Annotated in this window: 12 protein-coding genes and 1 pseudogene; 3 read left to right on the forward strand and 10 right to left on the reverse strand. The window is 68.0% G+C overall.

Features of this window, described 5'->3' with window-relative positions; translation table 11 throughout:
• On the reverse strand, positions 1-838 hold an 838-nt coding region (locus tag VFB40_RS18590; protein ID WP_414642108.1), incomplete at its 3' end, for a carbohydrate ABC transporter permease.
• A 107-nt stretch (positions 839-945) separates the two neighbouring features.
• Positions 946-2460 carry an arabinofuranosidase catalytic domain-containing protein gene (locus VFB40_RS18595; protein ID WP_324852360.1) on the reverse strand — a complete coding sequence of 505 codons (1515 nt, stop codon included), beginning with the start codon at positions 2458-2460 and terminating at the stop codon, positions 946-948.
• A 908-nt stretch (positions 2461-3368) separates the two neighbouring features.
• On the opposite strand from VFB40_RS18595, the gene VFB40_RS18600 reads away from it, so the two are divergent.
• Positions 3369-4868 carry a glycoside hydrolase family 5 protein gene (locus VFB40_RS18600; protein WP_349261546.1) on the forward strand — a complete coding sequence of 500 codons (1500 nt, stop codon included), beginning with the start codon at positions 3369-3371 and terminating at the stop codon, positions 4866-4868.
• A gap of 112 nt (positions 4869-4980) precedes the next feature.
• On the opposite strand, the gene VFB40_RS18605 is transcribed toward VFB40_RS18600, so the two are convergent.
• Positions 4981-6198 (reverse strand): ROK family transcriptional regulator, encoded by a 1218-nt coding sequence (locus VFB40_RS18605; RefSeq protein ID WP_324852364.1) that lies wholly within the window; start codon positions 6196-6198, stop codon positions 4981-4983.
• A 142-nt stretch (positions 6199-6340) separates the two neighbouring features.
• Positions 6341-7075: a glycoside hydrolase family 16 protein gene (locus VFB40_RS18610; RefSeq protein WP_324852366.1), complete on the reverse strand. Its 735-nt coding sequence runs from the start codon at positions 7073-7075 to the stop codon at positions 6341-6343.
• Positions 7076-7580: 505 nt separating this feature from the next.
• On the opposite strand from VFB40_RS18610, the gene VFB40_RS18615 reads away from it, so the two are divergent.
• A complete protein-coding gene (locus tag VFB40_RS18615) occupies positions 7581-8165 on the forward strand; it encodes a GNAT family N-acetyltransferase (RefSeq protein ID WP_324852368.1) in 585 nt (194 codons plus the stop codon).
• 63 nt (positions 8166-8228) lie between these two features.
• On the opposite strand, the gene VFB40_RS18620 is transcribed toward VFB40_RS18615, so the two are convergent.
• From VFB40_RS18620 to VFB40_RS18635, 4 genes are all read right to left on the reverse strand, one after another.
• Positions 8229-8444, reverse strand: a complete 216-nt coding sequence (locus VFB40_RS18620) for a hypothetical protein (protein WP_324852370.1) — start codon at positions 8442-8444, stop codon at positions 8229-8231.
• A 144-nt stretch (positions 8445-8588) separates the two neighbouring features.
• Positions 8589-8834 carry a hypothetical protein gene (locus tag VFB40_RS18625; protein ID WP_324852372.1) on the reverse strand — a complete coding sequence of 82 codons (246 nt, stop codon included), beginning with the start codon at positions 8832-8834 and terminating at the stop codon, positions 8589-8591.
• Positions 8835-9233: 399 nt separating this feature from the next.
• On the reverse strand, positions 9234-10355 hold the full coding sequence (locus VFB40_RS18630; protein WP_324852374.1) for a S16 family serine protease: 1122 nt from the start codon (positions 10353-10355) through the stop codon (positions 9234-9236).
• 533 nt (positions 10356-10888) lie between these two features.
• The gene (locus VFB40_RS18635; RefSeq protein WP_324852376.1) at positions 10889-12298 is read right to left on the reverse strand and encodes a hypothetical protein; all 1410 of its coding nucleotides are present in this window, start codon (positions 12296-12298) and stop codon (positions 10889-10891) included.
• A 342-nt stretch (positions 12299-12640) separates the two neighbouring features.
• On the opposite strand from VFB40_RS18635, the gene VFB40_RS18640 reads away from it, so the two are divergent.
• Positions 12641-13960 carry an ATP-dependent 6-phosphofructokinase gene (locus VFB40_RS18640; protein ID WP_324852378.1) on the forward strand — a complete coding sequence of 440 codons (1320 nt, stop codon included), beginning with the start codon at positions 12641-12643 and terminating at the stop codon, positions 13958-13960.
• Between the two features lie 208 nt (positions 13961-14168).
• Here the strand turns inward: VFB40_RS18640 and VFB40_RS28640 are convergent.
• Positions 14169-14285, reverse strand: a pseudogene (locus tag VFB40_RS28640) (response regulator); the annotation flags it as partial.
• Entirely contained in the window at positions 14282-16927 is a 2646-nt protein-coding gene (locus VFB40_RS18650) for a DUF4118 domain-containing protein (RefSeq protein ID WP_324852382.1), read from the reverse strand. The pseudogene VFB40_RS28640 and the gene VFB40_RS18650, both read right to left, overlap by 4 nt.
• Positions 16928-16934: the final 7 nt, after the last annotated feature.

Raw genomic sequence — 16934 nt, forward strand, 5'->3', positions numbered from 1 at the left:
CGATGGCCAGCAGCGTGGCCAGCGCGAGTTCGGGCCTCGGCACTGCGAGGATGCCCAGGCCGACCTGGACGGGGAACTGGTTGCTCTCGGGCAGCAGGACGTAGGGCAGGAAGTAGTTGGTCCAGTTGGCCACGAAGCTGAGGAACCCCACCAGCGCGACGATCGGAGCCGCTAGCGGGAGGGCAACGCGGCGGAACGTGCCGAACTCGCTGCACCCGTCCAGGCGCGCCGCCTCCAGGAGGGCTTTGGGCAGCGTGGTACTGAAGTAGATGTAGGCCAGGTACACGCCGAAGGGGAAGAACGCGTAGGGCAGGATGATCGACCACATGGAGCCGATCAGGTGGGCGGCGTTGATCTCCAGGAAGAGCGGCACCACCAGGGTGGTGTTGGGCATCACCATCACCACGAGCGTGGCGGTCAGCAGGGTTCGCCGGCCGCGGAACTCCGTCATCGCCAGGGCGTAGCCGGCCGGGATGACCACCGCCAGGGTGATCGCGAGGGCCGGGAACGAGTAGACCGCGCTGTTGCGCAACCACAGGAAGATCACGTCGCCCTGATACCTCGTGAGCGCGTCCCAGTTGGCTCGCAGCGCGTGCCAGGAGCCGAAGGAAAGTGGGCTGCCGTATACGAGCCGGTCGCCGGTCTTGGTGGCGGCAAGCACCAGCCAGAGCACAGGGAGCACGAAGAAGATCGCGAACAACGCGAGCACCAGGGCGGGCAGCGGATTACGGATCACCCGCCGGCTGATGCGGCGCGGCCGTTGCCGGCGGCCGGGAAGTGGCGCCGTCCGCGCCCGCACGTGTGCGCGTGACAAGCGTTGATGCGTCTCAGTCGGCATCGAAGAACCTGATCGGGAGATGAAGAGCGCTGCGACGATCGGGCCGGGGAGGAGTTCAACGCCGGACCTGGGCCAGCTCGGGCGCTGGCCCAGGTCGCGGTCGGTGATCAGTGGGGCGTGAAGTCCTGGTTGGTGCCAGGAGCGTTCTTGCACGGCCACTGGTCCAGCTGCTGGCCGTTGTTGGACCCGGCCCCGTAGACGTCCAGGCACAGTCCGCTGTTCTTGTTCTTGAACTGCCACGAGCCGTCCGACTGCTGCGAGGGCAGCCACTGGCTGGCGGCGTTGCCGTTGACCGGTTCCTGGACGATGTCGGCCACTCCCTGAGAGGTCGAGCTGTTCGCCACGGTCACGTCCTGCCCGGAGTTCTCCACCTGCAGCTCGCCATAGCCGCCGGAAGTCGGCACGAACTGGAGCTGCTGGTTGGTCTGCCCGTTGCAGGTGTACTGGTCGATCGCCGCACCCGCGTTGGAGGTGTTGCCGTAAGAGTCCAGGCAAAGGCCGTCATTGCCCACGACGAGCCGGTGGTAGCCGCTTGGGAAGACCTGGGGTGGTGCGGTTGCCGCCGCGTAGCCTACTGAGGTCAGTTCGGACTGGACGGCATTCTCGGTCGCGTCTGACGGGAAGCCGGCGGTGACGGCTCCCTCGAAGAACTCTCCCGTGTCACCGTGGTCGTTGCCGCCACCTGTGCCCAGCAGCACGGAGTTCTCCAGGCGCATCGGCGAGTAGCCGCCGGCGGGTAATCCCCCTGAGTAAGTGGTGGTGAGGCTGCCGGTATTGGCATTGCCGTACTTCAGAGTGAAGTTGCTCGTGCCGTTGTTCTTCTCCCACGCCGAGACGAACGGATACGTGATGCCCGGGTTGGAGGCGTTGTTCGGCCCGGTGATGGAGCTGTACATGCCCTGCTCGAGGTCGGCTTCGACCCACGGCCCGGGTCCGGTGCACCCGCCGAACCAGCACGCGCTGCCGAACTCGATCGCGTTCATGGTGCCGTCGCCGTCGTCCCGCCAGCCGTTCTCGGCGCTGCCGAAGTCGAAGCAGCAGGTGCTGTTGTACAGCGCGGTCGAGGTGACCTCGTAGATCCCCTCCGGCTGGGAACCGGTCGGCACACCCTGGGTGTTGAAGTTGCGGTAGCCGACAGCCCCCGCGGAGGTGTTGAGAACCTTCACCCCGTAGACCGCGTTGCCGTTCACGGTCACCGGCAGAGCCATGGCATCGGCACCGACGTCCGACTGGATCCATGAGATCGGCAGGTCGTTGTGCTTCGAGCTCTGATCGTAGAGCTTCGTTATCGTGCACGTCGTGCCGGAACAGAACGAGACCTGCGCGGCAGCGTTGGCGTAGCCACCGGCCGCCAAGACGCCCACATCGAGAGAGGTCTTATCCGACGAGCGCTGAATCTGGTATAGCGGCCCGCTATACGCGGCGAACAGGGCGCGGGTCGTGCTGTACGCGGCTACGCACGGCGTGCCGCCTGTCGCATAGAGGTCGCACGGAAGCGAAACAGCCGCCTGCGCTGACGGCGCTGCCGACAGGCTCGCCGTGATCGGTACCAGCACGGAGGCCACGAGGACGCTTGCCGAGGCCAGCCGACCGAGAAGTCTGTGGCGGCGAAACCCCTTCATTGCCTGCGGATCTCTGCTTGCCGTCCCGTCGTCACGTGCTCGGTCCGGTGGCCGCACGCTCCTCTGGCCGGCGCCGCAAGCTTGACGTACTAGATCGAACACTCGGCTCTTCCCTTCGTTTCGGTCGACCGTGTGTGGCACGCGTTGCGGCATCGGGATTGGCGTGGACGCACCTTTCCGGAGCTGCGTCGGCAGTCGAATGTTTCAGATTGCACAAGTAGTCGCGGTCACGATAGATGTCAAGCAAACCCGGACACTCCACGCGACACGAACGCCGAGCGAGATGCGGCCAGGCGCGCATGAGCGCCACCCGGTTCGAAGAAGTACCTGTTAGATGGCCCTTTCGTTCTTGCTGCGCCATGACGAGCACCCACCAGTTGCGGCCACGCGGCAACTCGATGCGACAGCCGCAACGCGCGGAAGTTTCAGACTCATCACGATTGCGGGAGCGCGGTGGCGCCAAACGATCAGGGGCACCGCTGAGCCCGACGATCTGGCTCGCACGCACCATCGTCCGCAGGGCTCCTGAAGCCATCAGCCGCTGCTCTAGACAAAGCAACTTTCACCGACGAAGAGACTGCGCTGGCTAGTCCTCCCGGAGTGACAAGCAGCGTCGGCGGCGACTTACGATGTGAAACTCACAAACCTTGACAGGTAGCCGGGTGGAAGCTTCGCTTCACGCGAGCCCGCGCCCGGCAATAAGCGCTGGCCTCGGCCCGCGACTCAGCCCTCAGCCCTGCTTCGCGGTCATGTGGGATCGGCGACTCCTTTCATAGCCGAGTCTCACTAAGTATGCGTGACCGTCGGGACCGATTCGCCTGTCAGAGGAGAAACCTGTGAAGAAACGGATCGCCATCGCGACCGCTACGGTGGTCGGCCTGATCACGGCCGGCGGCACCACGGTCGCGATGGCGCCCGCAGCGGCGGCGAGCAGCGGATGCTCGGTCGGCTACACCATCTCGAGCCAGTGGCCCGGTGGTTTCCAAGGCGCGGTGACTCTGACCAACCTGGGCAGTGCGCTGACCTACTGGACGCTGGCGTTCGACTTCCCGGACGCGAACCAGAAGGTCAGCCAGGGGTGGAGCGCCACCTGGGCGCAGTCCGGCGCCCACGTGACGGCGGCGAATCTGAGCTGGAACGCCGCCGTGCCCACCAACGGATCGGTGTCGATCGGATTCGTCGGGGCGTGGAGCGGCGCCAACCCCGTTCCCACCTCGTTCAGCATCAACGGGGTCGCATGTACAGGCGGCGTGACGACGGGCACCCCGAGCCCATCGGCCAGCGCGACCGCATCGGCGACCCCATCCGCGACTGCGTCCGCGAGTGCGTCAGCCAGCGCCTCGGCAAGTCCCACACCGTCGGCGTCGTCTTCCGGCGGGGGCGGCTACCACGGACCTGCTCCGGCGCTGCACGTGGCAGGCAACCACCTGGTGACCGCGGCGGGCGCCACGTACCGGCTGCTGGGTGTGGACCGCTCTAGCGGCGAGTACGCGTGCGTACAGGGCAAGGGCATGTGGGACGGCGGTCCGGTGGATCAGGCGTCTGTCGATGCAATGAAGACATGGAATATCCATGCGCTGCGCATCCCGCTGAACGAGGAATGCTGGCTGGGGCTCAACGGGACGCCCGGCGGCGCGACCTATCAGCAGAACGTCAAGGACTACGTGAATCTGCTGGTGTCCAACGGAATCAACCCCATCCTCGACCTGCACTGGACCTACGGCCTGTACACAGGGCCCGGAACCGCCTGCTCGGACGCGCACGCGACCTGTCAGAAGCCGATGCCCGACGCGCAGTACGCGCCGACGTTCTGGTCTCAGGTGGCCACCGCCTTCAAGGGCAACAACGCAGTGGTCTTCGACCTGTTCAACGAGCCGTACCCGGACGCGCCCGCCAGCTACGTGCCCGCGGACTCGTGGACGTGCTGGCGTGACGGAGGCACCTGCACCGGCATCAGTTACCAGGTTGCCGGCATGCAGAGCCTCATCAACGCGGTGCGCTCAACCGGCGCCACCAACGTGGTCATGGCCGGCGGCATCCAGTGGTCGAACGACCTGAGCCACTGGCTGCAGTACGAGCCGACCGACCCGACAGGCAACCTGATCGCGTCCTGGCACTCGTACAACTTCAACGGCTGCTCGAACACCAGCTGCTGGGACACCCAGGTGGCGCCGGTGGCCGCCCAGGTACCCATCGACACCGGCGAGATCGGGCAGAACTCCTGCGCACACGACTATGTCGACTCCGTGATGGCGTGGGCCGACAGCCACGGTGTCGGGTACCAGGCGTGGACGTGGGACCCGTGGGGCTGCTCAGGTGGCAGCGTGCTGATCCAGGACTGGAGCGGCACGCCGACTGTCACCTACGGACAGGGCGTGCAGGCCCACCTGCTCACCCAGACCCCATAGACCGGATGCAGGCCGCGGCCCGCCCTACGACGGCGGGCCGCGGAAAGCTGTCCGCGAGCGGCGCTCGAGCCGACTGGGGCCAACTCCGGCCGAGTCGGGCGGATCATGCGAGTCAGCCGGATGTGGGCAGATCGAGGATGGCCAGTTCGCTTTGCAGGACCAGCGCGGCTCCGCCGATCGCCGCGGCGTCCGAGCCGTTGACCGACTGCACCACTGCCACCGGATGCGCCCGCCTGGCGAAACTGCGCCGCTGCACCTCCCGTTCGATCAGCGAGCGGAAGGTGGGGCCGGCCGCGGCGTAACTGGGCCCGGCAAGCACGATCAGGTCGAGGTCGAACAGCGTCGCCATCGTCACCGCGCCGACGGCCAGATGGCCGGCGGAGCGCTCGATCAGCCCGCGCGCCTGCGGATCGTCGGCTGCCGCGGCGGCGATCAGCGCGAAGTCGGCGAGGCAGTCGATCCCGAGCGGGTCGAGCCCCAGGCGCCGGGCGAGCCCCTCGGTCGCGAACGCCTGCCTGATGACCGCGCCCGGTCCGGCGTAGTTCTCCAGACAGCCGCGATTGCCGCAGTCGCACTCCTCGCCGTCCGGGTCGATGCTGATGTGGCCGATCTCCACGCTGTTCGAGGAACTTCCGCGGTAGATCCCGCCCGCGCTGACCACGGCCCCGCCGATGCCGCTGGCCATGTAAATGCAGCCGTAGGTGCTGCTCTGCTCCACCGCGCCGAGCCAGTACTCGCCGATCGCGGCCGCGGCCGCGTCGTTGTCGAGCAGCACGGGCAGGTCGAGCAGTTCAGACAGCTGAGGCGCGATCGGATAGCCGAACCACTCGGCGGTGGGCTGGTGGGTCAGCAACACGCCCGCCTGGCGATCCTGCGGGCCGTAGCTGACCAACCCCACCCCCAGCACCTTGCCGCGCTCCACGCCGACTGTGCCCAGCAGCGCCTCCACTCGGGAAGCGACCAACGGCAACGCCAGTTCGGGCGGCAGCAGCTCGGTTCCGTGGAACGAGGTCCTGGCCACCGGCCGGCCGGCCAGATCGGTGACGACCACGACGCAGATGTTGCGCTCGAACAGCACTCCGACGCTGTAGCGGGCCTGCGGGTTGAGTCGCAGAAGCGTGGGCGGCTTGCCACCCGTGGAGGCGCCGCGCCCGGCCTCCACGACCAGGCCGTGCTCCATCAGCTCGCGTACGACCTGGGTGATCGTGGGAGGGGTCAGTCCGGAGTTCGCCGCCAGCTCGACCCGGCTGACGGTGTGCGCGGCGCGGATGAGGTCCAGCACGACGCCGCGCGTCTTCGACCTGCCGGCCGCGACCGGGCCGCTCGTCATGCAGCCTCCCCCTCAGCGGCCGGTACAGCGCACGGTCCCGGAGCGGACAGGGACTTAGCAAATATATCTCACTAAGCCCCCGCCGCCACCGCCACAGCTGCTCAATGACCCTTGAGCGTCTGTTCGTACACTGATACACCTGTCACGGGTAGTAAGGGGTATAGGTGATCGAAGAGACCTTCAGATACCTGGCCCCATCGCCAGTGGCCCATGTCGAGGAGTCGGGGTTGCCCGGCCAGTTGCCGCCGACGGCGGTGTCGACGATGAAGTGGATGCCGACACCGGGCGCGGTGGTGTACCACTTGGTGCCGGTCAGGGAGCCGTCCACCCTGAAGTCGATGTGGTCGGGCCACCAGGTGAACGAGTAGGTGTGGAAGGCGTTCGTCCAGCCGCCGGAGTTGTTCGCGGACCACTGAGTCTGGTTGTTGCTCGCGTCGTGGAACGTCTGATAGACGGTGTTGGGCCTCGAACCGACGATCTCCGCGGCGTCCATCTCGGGCAGCCACGGGTTCAGGTAGGCGCCCCACACCGCGGGCAGCAGGCCGTCGCCGTTGGGCATGCTCGCGGTGAAGCTGTAGGTGCCGTACTTGTACAGGGCCTTAGACTCCACGCGGCCCGAGTAATACACGCCGCCCGATTTGTACGTCTTGATCATCAGGGTGCCGCCGTCGTACCAGACGCAGCTGGGCGAGTAGGTCTCCAACTCGTTGTTGGCTGTCCACCGGCCGCTGACGACGTTCCACGAACCGAGGGAGCTCAGGCTCTGCGGGCTGCCCCAAGAACTGGCGTGTGCGGGGATCGCCGCCACCGTGAGCGGCACACACGCGGCCAGCGCTGCTAGGAGGAGACGGAATGGCTTGTTAACCGCGAAAGACACGAGGGACCTCCTGACGATGCGGCCGGTCCGGGCGTCATCGCCTTTCCCCGGCCGGATGCGCGTATAGCAAGACGGGCGAGCAACCAAGCTGGAAGCGCTTCCAGCGACAAACCCACTATCTGCAGACCTCTCCCTAGGCTCTGACCTGCACCAGCCGAGAAGGATCTAACTGCTTGATCTCCATAGACTGGAAGCGCTTCCAGCCATCGGTGATGATTGGACTGAGGAGCTGGACTGTCAAGAACGCCCACCCCAGAGGAAGTGCAGCTGGGTAAAGGCGCTTGCCCGGCTCGCCCGTTTCGCTTGCCGGCAAGCTCATACGTGCTCTTCAGGCCGGTTTCGGTTCGGGACCCGTGCGGCGATGTGTTCAGCGGCGCACCGCGCAACTTTCATACGGCGACCCCGCCGCCGCTTGATCGTCTGCCGAAGCCGTAGTTCACACCCACCATCGCGGTTCACGCTCGTAGCCCGTAACTCCGATGCGCGCTAGGCATATCCTGCGCCGGTGGAACTCCTGCGCACCGAGCGGATGCTTCTGCGGCCGTGGGCTGAGAAGGACGTGGCTGCCTTCTTCGATATCTATTCGCGCGACGAGGTCGCGCGGTGGCTCGGAGCGCATCCGCGCCGCCCGGTCACCGACATCGGGGACGCACGCAAGCGGCTGCTCGGCTGGCGCAAGTTCCACGATGGCTTCGAGGCGCCATACGGGTTGTGGGCGATCGTTCCGGTCGAACTTGATCCCCTGGGCGGTGGCTCCACCGCTCCGGACGGCTCGGATGTCCCGATCGGAACGGTGCTGCTGCTCCCGCTGACCGATGGCGACGGCCCGACCGACCAGGTCGAGGTCGGCTGGCACCTGCACCCGGATGTCCAGGGACGCGGGCTGGCCACCGAGGCGGCCGCGGCGCTGCTGGCGATGCTGCCGGCGGACGGCCCGGACCGGGTGCTGGCACTGACCGATCCGGACAACGCCAAGTCGCAGGCCGTCGCGGCACGGCTCGGCATGGTCAATCAAGGGCCGACCGACCGCTGGTTCGGCGAGACGATGCTCCAATTCTGCTGGACCCGTCCACCAGCGGCCGGACAGTAGCCAGCATCGCTGACTACGCGAAGTGCGACTCCTCCCAGCGCGCCATGAGGAGCATCTCGCTCACTACAGCGCGTACTCGACCATGCTCGCGTTCGGTGTCACGCCATACTCAATCGCTGTCGCGTTCGGCCCCGCGGCGTACTCGATCGCCGTGGCGTTCGGTGTGATGGCGCCCGGCCGGGCGCTCCCCGTCGCGGCGAATGCCGACCCCGCAACGGTCGTGAGCGCGACGACTGCGGCTGCCGCGAATGCCACGAGCGTCCTGGACGCATTGCTCATGATTCCTCCGTTATTCACGGGAACCGCCGATGCCCACGTTCGACCCATCCGAAGGGCCCTTACTTCGGCGGCACCGTTCACATCAAGCATGCACCCTGAGTCACGTGGAGGGCGAGGAACCATACGATTCCGCCGGAGCGCTGCCTAGTTATCTCCGACGCCGCCGCCACCCTGAGCATCCGGGGCGATGCTGACCGCCGCCGCGACCCCGACGAGGTGCGCCCCGGAATTTTGCAGATACACGACGTTATCCCCGGTGGCACCGCCACCCCCGCAGGCCGGAACGACGGCCAAGCCCAGCGCCACCGCGCCTAGCACGGCTAGGCCGACACCGGCAAAACGCACCCGCCCGACCGGCAGGCGAACAGACTCCCAACGCTGCAAACGCATCTCAACCTCCTGAACGCACCTCTGCCATCGTCAGAGGATCTCAGCACTCGAACCCAGGCTCATCGTATTGACCCCGCCCCACGCCCGCAGCCGTCCCGGCGCTACAACCGGCGCAAGCAAAAGCACAGCGGAGCGCACGCACCTCAGGTCGCGCGCCCGCCCCGCGACTCGACGCAGAGCCACGTCACCCAAGCTCAGAGACCTCCAGTGTCAGCCTGTAGTTGAGGCGGGCTGGCCGGATACCCCTATCTCCACATGTCCATTGACGATCACCGCCGACCTGGCGATCCGCTCAACAGCCGCTCAACAGTGGTCAAATGACGTATCGGGTGGCTGCGCTCTATCCGCTGAAGCCTCAATGACGCAGTCGGGAGAAAACCACTCGAGCCACCGGCCCGGTCAGGAGGGAGCTTGGAAACCCTTGACTACTTTCTTGGTCAGCGAGAGGCGTATCACGTCCTGCAGGCTTCCCGCGAAGACGATCTCGAAGAGGCGGTCCTGTTTCAACTTGGCGGGCACCTGCTCAAGCTGATGCTGGTTGCCGACCGACACGACCAGGCGCTGGGCGAAGCCGGCTCTGGCCACGCTCGCACTGTCCTTGAGCGAGGCTACCGGCAACAGTTCTCCAGAAGACGCCAGGACTCCCGCCACCGACACCTCGCTGCGCACCATGCGGCCGGTCAGCCCCGAGATCACCGCGAGCGCGACACCGATGCCGATATTCGACGCGTCGACAGCACCCTCGGTCGCAGGGACCGGACCTTGCGGCTGGAAGATCCGGAAGTCGCGCCCGGCGAACCAGGCATCCCAGCCGCCGTCTCGCGGCGGCAGCAAGGTCGCGGCATTCGCGCGCACGAACCGGACGGCCTCGTGCGCGGCCTGGTGGACCGCCTCTACCGGCCAGTCCGTGACCTGCACCCGGCCGTCGCCCGCGTGCGAGGCCGCCTCGATCGGCACGAGCACGTCGTCGACCGGCGTCCAGGCGACACCGAGCCGCTGCTCGGTCCGGTGCGAAGATCGATCCAGCAGGCCGTCGAGGCGTTTGAGTTCGACCAAGCCCTTCATGATCCGCTCGGCGTCGGCCTCGTAGTCGACGGCGAGCTTCGCGTGGTCTGCCGGGTCGTACCAGACCGGGACGTGCGAGCCCGAGGTCTTGAGGGTGTGGATCCGAGTGAGCACGGTCGCCTCGAACGGTGGCTCGGCGCGATCCTCGGGGATGACCCGCAGCACCATCCTGCAGTCGTACCAAGTGCGCGTCAGGTCCTCGTCCGGGGAAGACCGGCCGCGCGACGCTACGCCCAGCGTCGTGACCGACAGCACCTCGGCCGTCGCCTTGCGGCCGTTCTTGCGCAAGTCTTCCAATAGACGCCTGTGCTTGAACAGCATTGTCTTCCCCCCAGAAGCCCGGACCACCCGCCAAGATCTCAGTGTAAAGGCACGCACCTCTCTAGGAGAGCCGAACGCCCATAGCCTGGTTGACCAGAGTTGATCCTGCGAGCCGGGCCGGCAACCAGGCCTCATCGCAGCTACCGGAAAGGCCGCGTGTCCGGGGGCGGGCCGTGCCAAAGGGCCGCTGACAACCAGCTTCCGCCGCCAATCCGGGTCCTTATACCCTGCAGCCCCGGCCGCCCGGCGTGCGGATTCCCGCGGGCGTCACGATATTCGAAGAACCCTGATCTTAGCGGTCGTATTCGCGAGTTCGGATGCTATTGCTGGGATCGAGGGCTGGGCGTCAGCCGGTCCGACTAGACCGCCGTCTAGACGAGGAGCCGGCCAGATCACCAGCGTCAACGACCGCACATCGAGATCGCGATCGCGATCGCGACGGTCATGCCGTGAGCGCCCGACTTCCTGACCGGCGGGAGTGGCTTCGCCCGTTCCCTCACCATAACGGTCCGGCGATCCGCGAATCGCCGTGCCGGAACCGAAGCTAAACGGGACGTCGGGTCGACGGCGAAGCGGCTCAGGTGCGTGCCATACACCAGCCGCGGCCGACACGAACGGGCTACGAGATGACGTGGAGCGCGGAATCAACCGCTGCCAGCTGCCGCGGATCAGCGCCGCCTTGGTGCCGAGGCGCTCTTGGCCGGGAGGCCGGTCAAGCGCGAGCACGGCACCGTGACGTGCCAGCCACCGCCGGGAGCCACCTGCAGACGAGCCTCCCGGGTCCCCGGGATTTGGCATGCGGCCCGGCCCGCCGTCACCTGGCTGCTCCACGAGGGTGCAGTCGCGCGCGGCTCGCTGCCGCCCCGGTAATTGGCCGCCAGGTTGGCGACGACCAGCACGGACAACGCAGCCAGCGGCAGGTAGGTTCGCATCGCAGCACCCCGAGTGCCGCGGCGTGACTCGACAGGACTACTCAGCACAGCGAGCGCGGTGATAAGCAACAGTAGCGGTACGACGGCATACCGGTCTGTGTACGCCCCACCCTGCATGGTCACGAGGCAGTAGAAGCCGAGACCGGACACCGCGCAGATCGCCGCGAGCGGCCAGTTCGCGGCGCGGTTGACCAGCAGCAGTGCCGCGCACGCGACGGCGAGGGCCGCGAGCAGACCGGTGAACTCCGCTGCGAACGCTCCGGACAGCCCGAGGTGAGCCAGTTCCCGTGAGCTGGCCAACGTCGTGCCGGCCACGTAGCGCACATAGCCATGCAAGGCGAAGGAGGCACTGTAATCGTGCACCGGGGGACGCGTTGCGAGCGCGCCCCGAACCACGCCTACGCCCTGGAACGCGGCGCCGGCGGCAACTGCGCCGAGTTGCCAGGCCGACTCCCGCAGCGGCCGGCTCCACAACCGAAGGCCGAGCAGCGGCAGGAACGCGAGCGCGAGCGGGTCACTGCCGACCGCCGCGAAAATCACGACAGCCGCCAGCGCCTGCCGCACGCGGGTACGCGGATTCCACAACAGCATCCAGAACAAGCTGTAGGTCAGATACCACTGGGTGTCGACTACGTTGTTGCCGACCTCGCTCTCGCCGAACGGAATGATCACCATCGGCAGCACAATGCACGCGCGCGCCACGCGAGAAGGGACGAGGGCGGCCGAAGCGTGGTACACCAGCAACGCGCAAAGGGAGCTCGCCAGAGCGCCGAAGACGGCCATGAGCGCGGCGGCCCACGCGACGGGGAAGAGCGCGATCACCGACAGGACGATCCGCTGTACCAGCAGTAGATAGCCGTTGACCGGCGTGAACAGCGCGTGGATCGCGTCGTGGTTGAAGGCGAACTGGTAGTGCGACCCGTCTTCCGCCCAGATCGAGTCCAGCGCCCCCGGGCCGCCCTGCCGGGCCAACGACAGCGCTGCGGCCGACAGTACGAAGACTACGCCCAGCGTCACGTGCCAAGCGCCAACCCGGCTTGCAGCGTCCTGAGGAAAGAGTGCGGCAGCCCGCCGCCTCAACATCGCGGCGGTGGTTTCCTGCGCAGGAGCGTTCGCGCGCCCCCGTCCGGTCGTCTCCGCGGTCACCCGGATACCATAACGGCATTGGCGCAGCGCGGCCGCCAACCAGCGAGGACTCGCCGATTCCGCCCGAGAGCGCGTTCAAATCCGTATAAATCCATTCGAGGCGGCAGACGCTCACTGCCAGCGCGAACGCATCGTGCTCGGGCTCAGGTTCCCCGGTCAGACGAGAGCCTGGCCGGCCGCGCTGTCGAGCACGCTTCCCCCGAGCCAGGATTCACACAGGTGCGCAGTTATCGTCCATATCGGCGAAACAATGGCGTCCTACGCTGCGGTGCACGTGGCCCGCGTGTCAGAGCGCGCTGATACGTGGTGCGGGGCGAAGCCTTCGCAAGGGACGTGTTTGCTATGGACACCGCCGACCTGCTCGCTATCACCGCCGATGATCTGACCGTCTCCCGGCTCGGCGAACGCACTGTGGACACGCCGCTGCGCGACTTGCTCGGCGGTCGCGAGGAGAGCGTGCACTACGTCACGGAGACCGACCGCGTGTTGCTCGACGACACCCTTGGGGTCGCCAAACGCCGCGGCGCCGCAGGCGACCTGCCTGCGTTCAACCCCGGCGGCCCGCGCGGGAAGCTCTACTTCGAGCCCACTGCCGTCACCGCCGCCATCGTCACCTGCGGCGGCCTGTGCCCGGGACTGAACAACGTCGTGCGCGCGCTGGTCTTGCAACTGGCCAACGCCTACGGGGTCAAGACCGTGCTGGGCTTCCGCAACGGATACCGCGGACTGACCGACGGATCGACGCCGCTCACCCTCACGCCCGAGTTCGTGCGCGACATCCACAATCGCGGCGGCACAATCCTCGGTACCTCCCGCGGCGGCCAGGACCCGGCCGCGATGGTCGAGACCCTGGCGCGATACCAAGTCGACATGCTGTTCGTGATCGGCGGCGACGGCACCCTGCGCGGCGCGCAGAAGCTCGCCGTCGAGGCAGCCGGACGCGCCCTGCCGCTCGCGGTGGTCGGCATCCCGAAGACCATCGACAACGACATACCGTGGATCGACCAGAGCTTCGGCTTCCAGACCGCGTTCGCCCGCGCGGCCGAGTCCATCCGCGCCGCGCACACCGAGGCGGCGTCCACCGCGGGCGGCGTGGGCCTGGTCAAGCTCATGGGCCGGCACAGCGGCTTCATCGCCTGCTACGCCACGCTGGCCAACCACGACGTCGACTTCACCCTGATCCCCGAGGTTCCGTTCCGACTGGACAGTTTCCTGACATGCGTGCGCAAACGCGTCGAGCAGCAGGGCCACGCCGTGGTCGTGGTCGCCGAGGGCGCCGGCCAGGAACTGTTCCCCCAGTCCGCCGAAACCGACGCGTCGGGCAACGCGCGCCTCGGCGACATCGGGACCCTACTGCGCGAAAGCCTCACCGGTCACTTCGTGGACCACGGCACGGCGCTCTCGCTGCGCTACGTCGATCCCGGATACGCCATACGCTCGGTGCCCGCCAACGCGTTCGACGCCGTCTACTGCACCCGCCTGGCCCAAGCCGCCGCGCACGCGGGCATGGCCGGCTTCACCTCCATGGTCGTCGCCCGCTGGCACGGACGCTTCATCCACCTGCCCATCGCCCTGGCCACCGCCACCCGCAACCAAGTCGACCCGCACGGCGATCTGTGGATGTCAGTACTCGAAGCCAACGGACAGCCCAAACACCTCTGAGGCGGCACGGTCTGCCTCGCCGCGGCGCCGTACAGGCCGAGCGCTCCGGCCAGCACCCGCAGCGGGTGGAGCCCCTCGCCGGGTAGCGGCACGCGGCGGGTGAATTCCCTCAGTCCGAGGCCGCCGAAAATCCCGGCGGCCAATCCGATGAACGTCTGGGCGGCGAACACCTCGATGCCGTGGGCGAGCCCGTGTATCGCGTCCAGGCCTGCAGGGCGGTGGCGCCGTCGGGGGCGGTGAGCACCTCGTAGCGGCGGGCGGTGAGGTTGATGCGCAGGGCGCGCAGCAGCTGCTGCTCGTCGTCGACGACCAGGATGCGGGTCATGACCTAGTGGCCTCCTGCTCGACGAGGGGCGGTGCGATCGGGGCGGCGGGCAGGGAAAGGACCATGGTGATGCCCCCGCCGGGGGTCTCCTCGGGGGCCAGGGTGCCGCCCATCGCCTCGGTCAGCCCGCGAGCCAGGGCCAACCCGAGGCCGGTGCCGGCGCCGTTGTCATGGTCGCCGAGGCGTTGGAAGGGGCGGAAGACCAGGTCCCAGTCGGCCTGCGGGATGCCGGGGCCGCGGTCGATCACCCGGATCTCCACCCGGTTGCCGAGCGCCGAGACGGTGATCGTGATCGCGGAGTCGGTGTGCCGGGCTGCGTTGGCGACCAGGTTGGCCACGGCGCGCTCCAGCAGCGGGCCGTCGGCCAGGACCGACACGCCGCTTTCGCCGGGTTCGAGGGCGACGCGGCCGGCGGCCTCGGGTACGTCGTCGATGGCCCGGGGCAGGATCTCGCAGGGCTCGACGCTCTCCAGGCGCGGTTTGAGGGCGCCGGACTGCAGGCGGGACATGTCCAGCAGGTTCTCCACCAGGCGGGTGAGCCGGTCGAGCGAGGCGTCCGCGGCTTCGAGCAGTTCCGCGCGATCGCCGGGCGGCAGGTTCAGGTCGGGATCGCGCAGGGTGCTCACCGCGGCCTTGGCTGCGGCCAGCGGGGTGCGTAGGTCGTGCGAGACGGCGGCGAGCAGCGCGGTGCGCAGCTTGTCTGCGGCGGCGAGGTTGGCCGCCTCGGCTGCGGCCTTGGCCAGGCGGCGGCGGTCGAGTGCGGCGGTGGCCTGGGCGGCGAAGGCGGCCAGAACACGCTGGTCGGCGGCCGGCAGGGTGCGCCCGCGCAGCGCGATCACGGCGTCGGGTCCGGCCTCCACCACCGTGTCGGCCTGGCCGGGACAGGTGGCGCAGTCGGCGCCGGTCGAGGCGACCACGCTCCAGCGCCCGGGGTCGTCGTTGTCGTCGGGCAGATGGATTGCCGTGCCGCCGCTGTCGGTGGTGGCGCGCTGGAGCATGACGACCGAGGCCATGCCGAAGGTCTCTCGGAAACGCTCGAGCAATGCGGCTATGGCTGAATCGCCGCGCAGTACGGAGACCGCGAAGGCGTTGAGGGTCTCTGCCTCGGCGGAGGCGCTGGCGGCGCGGCGGGCCTGCTTGATCGCCAGATCGACCACGGAGGCGACCGTGAGTGCGACGATCGCGAAGACCAGCAGGGCGATGATGTTGTTGGTCTCGGCGATGGTGAAGGTGTGGACCGGGGGGATGAAGTAGTAGTTGAGCAGCAGCGAGCCCCACACGGCCGCGATGAGGGCCGGCAGCAGGCCGCCGAGCCGGGCGATGGCCACGGTGACCACGAGGAAGATCAGCACTTGGCTGGTGAGGTTCAGCCCGCGGGGAACCTGCGTGAGCGCGGCGGTCAGCGCGGGCGGGGCGAGGAGGGCTGCGAGCGGGCCGCGCCAGCGTCCCTGGCCCCAGGCGGCCTCGCGCAGCGGGTTGGGCGGCAGCCAGGCGATCCGGCGGCGGGTGTCGTTCTGTTCCTCGTGGGTGACCATGTGCACGTCGATGTCGCCGGAGAGCTGGATCGTGGTCTCGCCGATGCCGCTGCCGGTCAGGAACCGGTTGAAGCGCCCGCGCCGGGAGGTGCCCAGCACCAGTTGAGTCGCGTTCTGCGCGCGGGCGAACTCCAGCAGCGCTTTGGGCACATCGTCGCCGACGATGGTGTGGTAGCTGCCGCCGAGGGATTCGACCAGGTGGCGCTGGGCGGCTAGGGCGGTGGGGCTGGTGGCGGCGGCCAGGCCGTCGGAGCGGGCGATGTGCACGGCCATCAGTTCCGCGCCGGCGCCTCCCGCCTTCGAGGAACTCACGCTTTGATCGAACACCGCCTTGATAGAGCGCTGCGCGATGCGGGCGGCGCGGCGGATCAGCAGTTCGCCGGTATCGTCCCCGGGCAAGGCGACGACGACGCGTTCGCGCGCTTCCCACACGGCGTCGATGCGGTGGTCCTCGCGGTATTTCGTGAGGACTTCGTCGACGCGGTCGGCGGTCCACAGCAGCGCGAGTTCGCGCAGCGCGGTGAGGTTGCCGACGCGGAAGTAGTTGCTCAGCGCCGCGTCGATCTTCTCGGCGGCGTACACGTTGCCGTGGGCGAGCCGTCGGCGCAGCGACTCGGGCGACATGTCCACCAGCTCGATCTGGTCGGCCGCCCGCACGACCTCGTCCGGCACGGTCTCGCGCTGCGGTACCCCGGTGATGCGCTGCACGACGTCGTTGAGCGATTCGAGGTGCTGGACGTTGAGGGTGGCGATGACCTCGATGCCGGCGTCGAGCAGCTCCTGCACATCCTGCCAGCGCTTCTCGTGCCGCCCGCCGGGGATGTTGGTGTGCGCCAGCTCGTCGACCAGCGCTATCTGGGGGCGGCGGGTCAGAACTGCGTCCAGATCCATTTCCGGGTATTCGCGGTCGCGGTAGGCGCGGGTGAGCGGCGGCACGATTTCCAGACCCTCGATCAGGGCCTGGGTGTTCTTGCGTCCGTGCGTTTCGACCAGGGCGGCGACCACGTCGGCCCCGCGCTCGAGGCGGCGGTGCGCCTCCTCGAGCATCTTGTAGGTCTTGCCCACACCGGGTGCGGAACCCAGGTAGATCCGCAGCTTGCCGCGCATGCGTCGC

The sequence above is a fragment of the Actinocrinis sp. genome (genome assembly GCF_035650855.1).
In the GTDB taxonomy this organism is placed as follows: domain Bacteria; phylum Actinomycetota; class Actinomycetes; order Streptomycetales; family Catenulisporaceae; genus Actinocrinis.